At 74.4% G+C, this 11,467-nt stretch carries 10 protein-coding genes; 7 read left to right on the top strand and 3 right to left on the bottom strand.

The window, feature by feature from the left end; genetic code table 11:
- Positions 1 to 309: 309 nt before the first annotated feature.
- The 3 genes from ACZ56B_RS25425 (at position 310) to ACZ56B_RS25415 (ending at position 3,610) form a co-directional block, all read left to right on the top strand.
- The gene (locus ACZ56B_RS25425) at positions 310 to 1,158 is read left to right on the top strand and encodes a GNAT family N-acetyltransferase (RefSeq protein WP_468795051.1); all 849 of its coding nucleotides are present in this window, start codon (positions 310 to 312) and stop codon (positions 1,156 to 1,158) included.
- A 109-nt stretch (positions 1,159 to 1,267) separates the two neighbouring features.
- On the top strand, positions 1,268 to 1,834 hold the full coding sequence (locus ACZ56B_RS25420) for a GNAT family N-acetyltransferase (protein WP_468795048.1): 567 nt from the start codon (positions 1,268 to 1,270) through the stop codon (positions 1,832 to 1,834).
- Positions 1,835 to 1,906: 72 nt separating this feature from the next.
- Entirely contained in the window at positions 1,907 to 3,610 is a 1,704-nt protein-coding gene (locus tag ACZ56B_RS25415) for a proline--tRNA ligase (RefSeq protein ID WP_468795045.1), read from the top strand.
- Positions 3,611 to 3,972: 362 nt separating this feature from the next.
- On the opposite strand, the gene ACZ56B_RS25410 is transcribed toward ACZ56B_RS25415, so the two are convergent.
- Genes ACZ56B_RS25410 through ACZ56B_RS25400 form a run of 3 tightly spaced genes read right to left on the bottom strand, consistent with a single transcriptional unit; the run spans position 3,973 to position 5,975 of the window.
- A complete protein-coding gene (locus ACZ56B_RS25410; RefSeq protein ID WP_468795042.1) occupies positions 3,973 to 4,911 on the bottom strand; it encodes an aminoglycoside phosphotransferase family protein in 939 nt (312 codons plus the stop codon).
- A 45-nt stretch (positions 4,912 to 4,956) separates the two neighbouring features.
- Complete coding sequence (locus ACZ56B_RS25405; RefSeq protein ID WP_468795039.1) at positions 4,957 to 5,436, bottom strand: ferritin-like domain-containing protein; 480 nt, start codon at positions 5,434 to 5,436, stop codon at positions 4,957 to 4,959.
- Complete coding sequence (locus ACZ56B_RS25400) at positions 5,433 to 5,975, bottom strand: hypothetical protein (RefSeq protein WP_468795036.1); 543 nt, start codon at positions 5,973 to 5,975, stop codon at positions 5,433 to 5,435. Before ACZ56B_RS25400 ends, ACZ56B_RS25405 begins: the two co-directional genes overlap by 4 nt.
- Positions 5,976 to 6,238: 263 nt before the next feature.
- On the opposite strand from ACZ56B_RS25400, the gene rimP reads away from it, so the two are divergent.
- From rimP to infB, 4 genes are all read left to right on the top strand, one after another.
- Complete coding sequence (rimP, locus tag ACZ56B_RS25395; protein ID WP_468795033.1) at positions 6,239 to 6,760, top strand: ribosome maturation factor RimP; 522 nt, start codon at positions 6,239 to 6,241, stop codon at positions 6,758 to 6,760.
- A 2-nt stretch (positions 6,761 to 6,762) separates the two neighbouring features.
- Positions 6,763 to 7,749, top strand: coding sequence for a transcription termination factor NusA (nusA, locus tag ACZ56B_RS25390; protein WP_468795030.1), 987 nt, complete (start codon positions 6,763 to 6,765; stop codon positions 7,747 to 7,749).
- Positions 7,750 to 7,851: 102 nt separating this feature from the next.
- Positions 7,852 to 8,133 (top strand): YlxR family protein, encoded by a 282-nt coding sequence (locus ACZ56B_RS25385; protein WP_468795027.1) that lies wholly within the window; start codon positions 7,852 to 7,854, stop codon positions 8,131 to 8,133.
- Positions 8,134 to 8,306: 173 nt separating this feature from the next.
- Positions 8,307 to 11,339: a translation initiation factor IF-2 gene (gene infB, locus ACZ56B_RS25380; protein WP_468795024.1), complete on the top strand. Its 3,033-nt coding sequence runs from the start codon at positions 8,307 to 8,309 to the stop codon at positions 11,337 to 11,339.
- Positions 11,340 to 11,467: the final 128 nt, after the last annotated feature.

Here is an 11,467-nt window from a genome sequence, read left to right as displayed (position 1 = left end):
CCAGAAAGATCGCGGAAAAGAGGAAAAAGAACGGCGTGGCCTCCGGCGAACCGGAGGTCTCGGTCGCGGGCTGACGTACCGGGACGCGGGCGGACGTCCCGGTACCGGCCGGCACCGGGACGTCCGCCCGGCAGGTGAGGAGGAGGCCCGTCCGGGGCCTGAGCGGGGGGCGGGGGCGCGAGCCCCCGCAAGCGGCACACCGGCCCGCGGCGCCTTCGGAACCGGTGCCGCCCTCCGCAGGGCGGCGCCGCACGAGCTGCGCGGGTACAGTGCGGAAATCAGCAGACCCCAGTGTGTGAGGCCCCGCGCGTGTTGACGCAGACCACATCCCGGGTCCTCGAACCGAGCGACCTGGACGCCGCACTCGCCGTGCTCGACCGCGAGCCGGTGGCGAACGCCTTCGTGACCGCCCGGGTACGGGCCGCGGGCCTGGACCCGTGGCGGCTCGGCGGCGAGATGTGGGGCTGGTACGAGGGCGGCGCGCTGACGTCCCTGTGCTACGCCGGCGCCAACCTGGTCCCCATCTGCGCCACCCCGAGGGCCGTCCGCGCCTTCGCCGACCGCGCCCGCCGGGCGGGTCGCCGCTGCTCCTCCATAGTCGGGCCGGCCGGCCCGACCGCCGCACTGTGGCGGCTGCTCGAACCCCAGTGGGGCCCGGCCCGCGAGGTCCGCGCCCACCAGCCCCTCATGGTCGCCGACCGCCTGCCCGACGCCGTCACCCCGGACCCCTACGTGCGCCGCGTCCGCAAGGACGAGCTGGAGACGATCATGCCGGCGTGCGTGGCGATGTTCACCGAGGAGGTCGGCGTCTCCCCGCTGGCCGGCGACGGCGGACTGCTCTACCAGGCCCGGGTCGCCGAACTCGTCGGCTCGGGCCGCTCCTTCGCCCGCTTCGACGCCGACGGCAAGGTCGTCTTCAAGGCCGAGATCGGCGCCGCGACGGACCGCGCCTGCCAGATCCAGGGCGTCTGGGTGGCTCCCGAACACCGGGGCACGGGTGTCGCGGCCCCCGGCATGGCGGCCGTCCTGCGCTACGCCCTGGCGGACGTCGCCCCCCTGGTGAGCCTCTACGTCAACGACTTCAACACCCCCGCCCGCCGGACGTACCGGAAGGTGGGTTTCCGGGAGATCGGCGCCTTCATGAGCGTGCTGTTCTGAACACGCTCCGGCGGCCGCCCGCCGGACGGCGCCGGGCGCCGCACGCCGTGGCCCCGTACCGGTCCGCAGCACCGTTCTGCCCCACGGCAACCCCCTGTAGTCTCCCGGCATGCTGCACTTTCCCGGTCACGGCCCCTCCCGCCCCGACGACATCGTGATCGGCCCCCTCGACCTCCCCGCCCACGTCGACGCGGCGCTGGCGGTCCAGGCGGTGGCCTTCGGACTCGGCCCCGACGAGGTGGCCGTACGACGGCAGATCGTGCTGCGCCACATGACCTTCCCGGGCGCCAGGGCCTTCGGCGCCACCGTCAAGGGCCGCCTGGTCGGCTTCGTCTACGGCATGCCCAACGACCGCGCCCACTGGTGGTCCACCGTCGTCGAGCCCTACCTGCGCGCCCAGGGCCACGACGACTGGCTCGACGACTCCTTCGTCATCACCGAGCTGCACGTCCACCCGCGCCACCAGAAGCACGGCATCGGCCGCGCCCTGATCACGACCATCACCGACGGCGCCGACGAACCCCGCACGATCCTCTCCGCCATCGACGTCGAGAGCCCCGCCCGCCGCCTCTACCGCTCCCTCGGCTACCGGGACCTCGCCCGGCAGGTCCACTTCCCCAGCGCCGTCAAGCCGTACGCCGTCATGGGCGCCCCCCTGCCGCTCCTTCGCGGATAACCGATTTCCGCCCTCCCGTCCCGCCCGGCTAACCTCCTGACATCACCTAGACGCAGCAGGAGTACGAGAACCATGGCGAACGCACCGGTCCAGCGCATGTCCCAGTTGATGGCGAAGACGCTGCGCGACGACCCGGCGGACGCCGAGGTCCTCAGCCACAAGCTGCTCGTCCGCGCCGGTTACGTGCGCCGCACCGCCGCCGGCATCTGGACGTGGCTGCCCCTCGGCAAGAAGGTCCTCGCCAACGTCGAGCGGATCGTGCGCGAGGAGATGGACGCCATCGGCGCCCAGGAGGTGCTGCTGCCCGCGCTGCTCCCGCGCGAGCCCTACGAGGCGACCGGCCGCTGGGACGAGTACGGCCCCGAGCTGTTCCGCCTCCAGGACCGCAAGGGCGGCGACTACCTCCTCGGCCCCACCCACGAGGAGATCTTCACCCTGCTGGTGAAGGACCAGGCGTCCTCCTACAAGGACCTGCCGGTGATCCTCTACCAGATCCAGACCAAGTTCCGGGACGAGGCCCGTCCCCGCGCCGGCATCCTGCGCGGCCGCGAGTTCCTGATGAAGGACTCCTACTCCTTCGACCTGGAGGACGAGGGCCTGGCGAAGTCCTACGCCCTGCACCGCCAGGCGTACCAGCGGGTCTTCGAGCGCCTCGGCCTGGACTACCGCATCTGCGCGGCGACCGCCGGCGCGATGGGCGGCTCCAAGTCCGAGGAGTTCCTCGCCCCGGCCGAGGCCGGCGAGGACACCTTCGCGGACTGCCCGAACTGCGACTTCGCCGCGAACACCGAGGCGATCGCCTACGAGCTGAAGCCGGTCGACGCCTCCGGCGTCCCGGCCGCCGAGGACATCCCCACCCCCGACACCCCGACCATCGAGACCCTCGCCGCCCAGCTCGGCGTCCCGGCCTCGGCCACGCTGAAGAACCTGCTGGTCAAGGTCGACGGCGAGATCGTCGCCGTGGGCGTCCCCGGTGACCGCGAGGTCGACCTCGGCAAGGTCGAGGCGCACTTCGCCCCGGCCGTCGTGGAGATGGTCACCGAGGCGGACTTCGCCGCCCGCCCCGACCTGGTGCGCGGCTACGTCGGCCCGCAGGGCCTGGACAAGGTGACCTACATCGCCGACCCCCGCGTGGCACCGGGCACCGCGTGGATCACGGGCGCCAACCGGGCCGACACCCACGCGAAGAACGTGGTCGCCGGGCGCGACTTCGAGGTCGACGCGTACGTGGACGTCGTGGTGGTCGAGGAGGGCGACCCCTGCCCGAAGTGCGGCACCGGCCTCAGGCTCGACCGCGCCATCGAGATCGGCCACATCTTCCAGCTGGGCCGCAAGTACACCGACGCCCTCAAGCTCGACGTCCTCGGCCAGAACGGCAAGCCGGTCCGCGTCACCATGGGCTCCTACGGCATCGGCGTCTCCCGCGCGGTGGCGGCCCTCGCCGAGCAGACCGCCGACGACAAGGGCCTGTGCTGGCCGCAGGAGGTCGCCCCGGCCGACGTCCACGTGGTCGCCGCCGGCAAGGCCCTCCAGACGGAGCTCGCGCTCGACGTCTCCGAGAAGCTGGCCGCGGCCGGCGTCCGCGTCCTGGTCGACGACCGCCCCGGCGTCTCCCCGGGCGTGAAGTTCACCGACTCCGAGCTGATCGGCGTCCCCCGGATCCTGGTCGCCGGCCGCCGCGCGGCCGAGGGCGTCGTGGAACTCAAGGACCGCCGCACCGGCGAGCGCGAGGAACTGACCGTCGAGGAGGCGGTCGCCCGCCTGACCGCTCGCTGACGAGGGCCGGGGCCGGCTCCGGACGTCTATGACCGGCCCCGGACGGCGGTCGCCCCGCCCGCGGGGCCGCACCACGGCCCGCGCCGGAGGCGGCCCCGCAACGGCCCGTCCCGGGCCCGGCTCCGGGGCGGTCACGGCACCGGAGCCGGGCCCGTGCCGTGACCGCCCGGACGACGAGAGCGGCGAGGCCCGAGGGCGGTCCCAGCCGCGCGCCCCGGGAGCACAACGGCGCGTCGCCGGTTCCTCCGGACGCGCCCTGCCCGATCGTCGAGCCCCCGCCCGCGCGACCGGCAAGGGTGCGTCCGCCCGGCCACCGGCCACCCGTGCGCACGACGCTCCGGGCCGCTGCCCGGCCGGCGCCCTCAGAGCCAGCCCGCGAACTCCAGCAGCAGTTCCGCGTCCTGCGCGCGGCCGACCCGGCGGGCCCGCACCCCCGACTCCACCGCGCGGAACAGGGTCCAGCCGCGCAGGCGTTCCCGGTCGACCTCCAGGGACTCCGCGAGGCGCTTCACCCGGCGGCGGGTGGTCGCCGCGCCGGAGGGCTGGGCGATGAGGTCCTCCACGCGGTCGCGGACCAGCCGGGCCAGGTCGAAGGCGTGCTCGCCGACCACCGGGTCCGGGCCCACCGCCAGCCACGGCAACCGCCCCCCGGAGAGCACCTTGCTCTGCCGGAACGTGCCGTGCAGCAGCCGCTGCTCGGGCGGCGCGGCCAGCAGCTCCTCGCGGGCCGTCAGCGCCGCCTCCACCAGCGGCGCCACCTCCGGATCGGACGCCGCGCCCGCCCGCATCGCCTCGGCCTGCCGCCCGGTCCGCTCGGCGACGGTCTCGAAGACGTGGTCCTCCGGAGGTTCCACCCACAGCCTGCGCAACGTCTCCGCCGCCTCCAGCAGCGCCCGCGCCTCCGGGAGCGACCGCACCGACACGTCCGGGTGCAGCCGCTCCAGCAGCAGGACGCCCCCGGTGGACGGGGGTTCCCCCGTGTCCGGGGGGAACCGGGGGTCCGGGGGAGGCTCCAGCAGCCGCACCGCTCCCCGGCCGCCCCAGTGGGCCAGCGCGGCCCGCTCGCTCTCCGGACGGGCCCGGCGCGGGGCCAGTTTCAGCACGGCGGGCGTGCCGTCGGCCGTCCGCACTAGCACGACCAGGCTGCTGCGCCCTCCGGGCACCTGCACCCGCTCCACCGTCAACTCGCGCCGGGCGACGGCCTGCCGCGCCAGTTCGGGCAGCCTCTCCAGCCAGCCGTCCCCGTCCGGAGCCGTCTCACCGAGCGCCCTCACCAGACGCTGCGGCGGTTCGAAGACCATGCGCGAGTCGCTCCCTTCGTGCTGTACGCGGTGTGCGCCGTCCCGTCACTCCGCCGGCGGGGGAGCCGGGGTGCCCGAGGCCGGGCCGGCCCGTTCGGCGAGCCCAGGGAAGGCTACGCTCCCGCCGCTCCACCGCGCCGACCGCACCGCCGCCTCCCGCATCGCCTCGGCGGCTCCCCGGCGCCGCGCGCCCCCGCCGTCGCGCACCAGATCGGCGTACACCGCGGCCACCCGGTCCTCCAGCTCCGCGGCGAGCCGCACCGCCGCCGCGGCGTCCGGCACCGGGAACGGCAGCGCGTACCCCGCGGCCGCGGCGACGGGCTCGCCCCCCGCGTCCCTCACCTCGCGCACCAGCGCGTCCCTGCGCGCCCGGTGCGCGTCGTACGCCGTACGCGCCTCCGCGCGCCGCTCCTTGCCGATCCGCCCCCCGACGACCCCGTAGCCGTACACCGCCGCGTGCTCCGCCGCCAGGGCCGCCTGGAGGGCCCGCAGCTCCCGGTCCTCCGCCTCGTGCGCCTCGCTCACCGTGCTCCCTCCGTCAGCAGGTACACGTGCGCCGCGCCGGCCGCCGCCACCGAGGCCAGCAGCCGGGCCAGCTCGCCCGGCGCGTCCACCAGCGCCCGGGTCCGCCGGTCGGCGACCTCCCGCTCCGCGGCGGCGAGTTCGGCCAGGGCCTCCTTCTCCCCGGCCGGCACGGCGGCGCTCCGGGCGGCGGCCGAGGCGGAGGCGGGGGCGGAGGGCGCCGTCCCGGAAGGCGCCGGAGCCTCCGCCGCACCGCCGAACGCCTCCGCGTGCCGGACGACCGCCGCGCGCAACGGGGCCAGCCGCGGGGCCAGCCCCGGATGCGCGGCGGCGACCGCGTCGTACCGCGCGGCCAGCCCCCGGCTGTCCAGGGCCGCACGCGCGCGCACCCGGTCGGCGGCCGAGGGGCGGCCGCCGCCGGCGGAGCCGGGGCGCTCGGGGCCGGCGGAGCAGCCCGCCGCCAGCAGGACCGCCGGAGCGGCGGCGAGCAGGTTCCTTCTGCGCGGTCCCGGACGGACGCGCAAGGACGGGGGGAACGGCACGGCGGACGTCCTCGGGGGTGGGTACGGACGGGGCGACGGGAGGAGGGCCCGGGGTCCGCCGGCGGCCCCGCCCGGCGAGCGGACGGCGGGGAGGCACCGGAGGGGCCCTCGGCCCGTGATCACGGTACCCGGGCGCCCGCCCGGCAGCGGCCAACGGCACCCTCCGTGACCGGGTGGACGGCAACACCCTCCGCGACCGGATACCCTTTGACCAGACACGCGCCCCATCCCACAACAGCACACGCGGCCGAGGAGTCACCCGGATGAGCACCACCCAGAGCGAGAGGCTTCGAGAACTTCTGGAACCGCTCGTCAGGGCACAGGGCCTCGACCTCGAGGAGATCGCCGTGGACTCGGTCGGCCGCCGGCGTGTGCTGCGCGTCGTCGTCGACTCCGACACCGGTGCGGACCTGGACCGGATCGCCGATGTGAGCCGCGCGCTCTCGGCGGAGCTCGACGAGACGGACGCGATGGGCGACGGGGAGTACACCCTCGAAGTGGGAACCCCGGGTGCGGAGCGCCTCCTCACCGAGCACCGGCACTACGTGCGCGCCACGGGCCGCCTGGTGCGGTTCCAGCTGGCCGAGGGCGGCGAACTGGTCGCCAGGATCCTCGCGGTCGCCGACGACGGCCTCGACCTCGAGGTGCCCGGGGTGAAGGGCCGCAGGGCCACCGCGCGCAGGCTCGCCTTCGACGACATCACCAGGGCGCGCGTCCAGGTCGAGTTCAACCGCAAGGACGACGCGTCCGACAAGAAGGACGACGAGAAGGAAGAGGAGGCGTAGCCGTGGACATCGACATGAGTGCCCTGCGGGGCCTGGTACGGGAGAAGGAGATCTCCTTCGACCTGCTGGTCGAGGCGATCGAGTCGGCCCTCCTCATCGCCTACCACCGCACCGAGGGAAGCCGCCGGCAGGCGCGCGTGGAGCTGGACCGGAAGACCGGGCACGTGACCGTGTGGGCGAAGGAGGACCCCGAGGACCTCGAGGGGGGCCAGGAGCCCCGCGAGTTCGACGACACCCCGTCCGGCTTCGGCCGCATCGCCGCCACCACGGCCAAGCAGGTCATCCTGCAGCGCCTGCGCGACGCCGAGGACGACGCGACGCTCGGCGAGTACGCCGGCCGCGAGGGCGACATCGTCACCGGCGTGGTCCAGCAGGGCCGCGACCCGAAGAACGTGCTGGTGGACATCGGCAAGCTGGAGGCCATCCTGCCGGTGCAGGAGCAGGTCCCGGGCGAGAGCTACCCGCACGGCACGCGGCTGCGCAGTTACGTCGTCCGGGTGGCGAAGGGCGTGCGCGGCCCGTCCGTCACGCTGTCGCGCACGCACCCCAGCCTGGTGAAGAAGCTGTTCGCCCTGGAGGTGCCGGAGATCGCCGACGGCTCCGTGGAGATCGCCGCGATCGCCCGTGAGGCCGGTCACCGCACGAAGATCGCCGTCCGGTCCACCCGGTCCGGGCTCAACGCCAAGGGCGCCTGCATCGGCCCCATGGGCGGCCGGGTGCGCAACGTCATGGCCGAGCTGAACGGTGAGAAGATCGACATCGTCGACTGGTCCGACGACCCCGCCGAGATGGTGGCGAACGCGCTGTCGCCGGCCCGCGTCTCCAAGGTGGAGGTCGTGGACATGGCGGCCCGGTCCGCCCGGGTGACCGTGCCGGACTACCAGCTGTCGCTGGCGATCGGCAAGGAGGGGCAGAACGCCCGCCTCGCCGCCCGCCTGACCGGCTGGCGCATCGACATCCGGCCGGACACCGAGCAGGCCGGGGAATAGATCCGAGCCGCAGGCCGCTGAGATCACGACAGGTTCGCACGCGGCACGCGTCCGATCCTCGCCCCCCAGGGGTGAGGTCGGTCCGGGGAGGTAGACTGAGGAGTGTCTGGCCGGACACGTATCCGCGCATGCCCTGAGCGCACCTGCGTGGGATGCCGGGAGCGAGCGTTCAAGAGCGAGCTGCTGCGGATCGTGGCGATCGAGGGCGCGTGCGTCCCCGATCCTCGCGGTACGCTGCCCGGCCGGGGCGCCTATGTACACCCCGCCCAGGTCTGTCTCGACCAGGCGGTGCGCCGCAGGGCGTTCCCCCGGGCGCTGCGCGTTCCGGGACCGCTCGACGTAAAGGCGTTGCGCCACCGCGTCGAACGGGCACAAGGTTGCTGACAGCGACTGACGGCAACACGGCAAGAAACGTGCCGCACGGAAGCCCCCGTGCGGTCTGGTACCTCGCGAGTCGAAAGCAGGTCGAGATTGCGATGAGCACTCGATGAGTACGCGATGAGTACGCCCATGAACTAGCGACGGTCCGGACGCAACCCGGACCTCAAAGGAGCGAAGTGGCTAAGGTCCGGGTATACGAACTCGCCAAGGAGTTCGGTGTGGAGAGCAAGGTCGTCATGGCCAAGCTCCAGGAACTCGGTGAATTCGTCCGTTCGGCGTCTTCGACGATCGAAGCGCCCGTAGTACGCAAGCTGACCGACGCCTTCCAGCAGGGCGGGGGCAACGGCAAGTCCGCCGCGAAGCCCGGCGCGCCCAGGAAGGCGGCCCCCAAGCCCGCCGCGCCCTCTCCGGCGCAGGCGGGAGGCGCCTCCCGCGCCGCCAAGGCGGCGGGTGAGCGTCCGGCCGCCCCGAAGCCGCCGGCCGCACCCAAGCCCGCTGCGGCCCAGCCGTCGCCCGCGGCCCCGTCGGCGCCCGCGCCGACCCCCGGTCCGCGACCGACGCCGGGTCCGCGGCCCGCGCCGCGTCCGGCTCCGGCGGCCCCGGAGTTCCAGGCCCCGCCCTCGGCTCCGGCTCCGTCCGGTCCCAAGCCCGGCGCGCGTCCCGGTGCCCCCAAGCCCGGCGGTCGTCCCGCCGGCCAGGGCCAGGGCGGCCAGGGCCGTCCGGCCGGCCAGGGTCAGCGTCCCGGTGGCGCCGCACCGCGTCCGGGCGCCCGCCCGGCCGGCCCGCGTCCCGGCAACAACCCCTTCACCTCCGGTGGCTCCACCGGCATGGCCCGTCCGCAGGCGCCCCGCCCGCAGGGCGCGCGTCCCGGCCCCGGCGCCCCCGGTGCCGGTCCGCGTCCGCAGGCCCCCGGCGGCCAGAGCGGCGGCGGCCCGCGTCCGCAGGCTCCGGGCGGTCCGCGCCCGACCCCGGGCTCGATGCCGCGTCCGCAGGGCGGTCCCCGTCCCGGCGGCCCGCGTCCGAACCCCGGCATGATGCCGCAGCGTCCCGCTGCCGGCCCGCGTCCCGGCCCCGGCGGCCGCGGTCCGGCCGGTGCGGGTCGTCCCGGCGGCGCCGGCCGTCCCGGTGGTGGCGGCGGCTTCGCCGGCCGTCCGGGCGGCGGTGGCGCCCGTCCCGGTGGTGGCGGCGGCTTCGCCGGCCGTCCCGGTGGCGGCGGCTTCGGCGGCGGCGGTGGCCGTCCCGGCTTCGGTGGCCGTCCCGGCGGTCCCGGTGGCCGCGGTGGCACGCAGGGCGCCTTCGGCCGTCCCGGTGGTCCCGCGCGCCGCGGCCGCAAGTCGAAGCGGCAGAGGCGCCAGGAGTACGAGGCCATGCAGGCCCCGTCGGTCGGCGGCGTGATGCTGCCCCGCGGCAACGGCGAGACCATTCGCCTGTCGCGCGGTGCCTCGCTCACCGACTTCGCGGAGAAGATCAACGCCAACCCGGCGTCGCTCGTCGCGGTCATGATGAACCTCGGCGAGATGGTCACCGCGACCCAGTCCGTCTCCGACGAGACGCTCCAGCTCCTCGCCGACGAGATGAACTACAACGTTCAGATCGTCAGCCCGGAGGAGGAGGACCGCGAGCTGCTCGAGTCTTTCGACCTGGAGTTCGGCGAGGACGAGGGCGACGAGGAGGACCTGGTGGTCCGCCCGCCGGTGGTCACCGTCATGGGTCACGTCGACCACGGCAAGACCCGCCTCCTCGACGCCATCCGCAAGACCAACGTCGCCTCGGGCGAGGCCGGCGGCATCACCCAGCACATCGGTGCCTACCAGGTCACGACCGAGGTCAACGAAGAGGATCGCAAGATCACCTTCATCGACACCCCGGGTCACGAGGCGTTCACCGCCATGCGTGCCCGCGGTGCGAAGTCGACCGACATCGCGATCCTGGTCGTCGCGGCCAACGACGGCGTCATGCCGCAGACCGTCGAGGCGCTCAACCACGCCAAGGCGGCCGACGTGCCGATCGTCGTCGCGGTCAACAAGATCGACGTCGAGGGCGCGGACCCGACCAAGGTGCGCGGTCAGCTGACCGAGTACGGCCTGGTGGCCGAGGAGTACGGCGGCGACACCATGTTCGTCGACATCTCCGCCAAGCAGGGTCTGCACATCGACAGCCTCCTCGAGGCCGTCATCCTCACCGCCGACGCCTCGCTCGACCTGCGGGCCAACCCCAAGCAGGACGCGCAGGGCATCTCGATCGAGTCCCGGCTCGACCGCGGCCGCGGCGCCGTGGCGACCGTCCTCGTCCAGCGGGGCACCCTGCGGGTCGGCGACACGATGGTGGTGGGCGACGCCTACGGCCGCGTGCGCGCCATGCTCGACGACAACGGCAACAACGTCACCGAGGCGGGCCCGTCGACGCCGGTCCAGGTCCTGGGCCTGACCAACGTCCCGGGCGCGGGCGACAACTTCATCGTGGTCGACGAGGACCGCACGGCCCGTCAGATCGCCGAGAAGCGCGCCGCCCGTGAGCGCAACGCCGCGTTCGCCAAGCGCACGCGCCGCGTGTCGCTGGAGGACCTGGACAAGGTGCTCAAGGCCGGCGAGGTCCAGCAGCTGAACCTGATCATCAAGGGTGACGCCTCCGGTTCGGTCGAGGCCCTCGAGTCCTCGCTGCTCCAGCTGGACGTCGGCGAAGAGGTCGACATCCGCGTCCTGCACCGCGGCGTCGGTGCGGTCACGGAGTCCGACATCGACCTGGCGATGGGTTCGGACGCCATCGTGATCGGCTTCAACGTCCGCGCGGCCGGCCGCGCGGCGCAGATGGCCGAGCGCGAGGGCGTGGACGTCCGCTACTACTCGGTCATCTACCAGGCGATCGAGGAGATCGAGGCGGCCCTCAAGGGCATGCTCAAGCCGGAGTACGAGGAGGTCGAGCTCGGCACGGCGGAGATCCGCGAGGTCTTCAAGTCGTCCAAGCTGGGCAACATCGCGGGTGTCCTCATCCGCTCCGGCGAGGTCAGGCGGAACACCAAGGCCCGCCTCATCCGCGACGGCAAGGTGGTCGCGGAGAACCTCACCATCGAGGGTCTGCGTCGCTTCAAGGACGACGTCACCGAGATCCGCGAAGGCTTCGAGGGCGGTATCAACCTCGGGAACTTCAACGACATCAAGGTCGACGACGTCATCGCGACGTACGAGATGCGCGAGAAGCCGCGGGCGTAACACCCCACGGTTGCGTGCCGGGGGGGGGGGGGGGGGGGGGGGGGGGGGGGGGGGGGGGGGGGGGGGGGGGGGGGGGGGGGGGGGGGGGGGGGGGGGGGGGGAGGGGAATAGCAGGTAACAGGGGGGCG

Source organism: Streptomyces sp. NPDC034670 (assembly GCF_055574875.1).
This window is presented reverse-complemented; position numbering and strand designations above follow the sequence as displayed.

Bases quoted from the DNA above. Each gene is read 5' to 3' on its own strand.
- rimP (WP_468795033.1), top strand. From the start codon at position 6,239: ATGAGCACCACCCAGAGCGAGAGGCTTCGAGAACTTCTGGAACCGCTC.
- ACZ56B_RS25420 (WP_468795048.1), top strand. From the start codon at position 1,268: ATGCTGCACTTTCCCGGTCACGGCCCCTCCCGCCCCGACGACATCGTG.
- ACZ56B_RS25410 (WP_468795042.1), bottom strand. From the start codon at position 4,911: ATGGTCTTCGAACCGCCGCAGCGTCTGGTGAGGGCGCTCGGTGAGACG.
- ACZ56B_RS25415 (WP_468795045.1), top strand. From the start codon at position 1,907: ATGGCGAACGCACCGGTCCAGCGCATGTCCCAGTTGATGGCGAAGACG.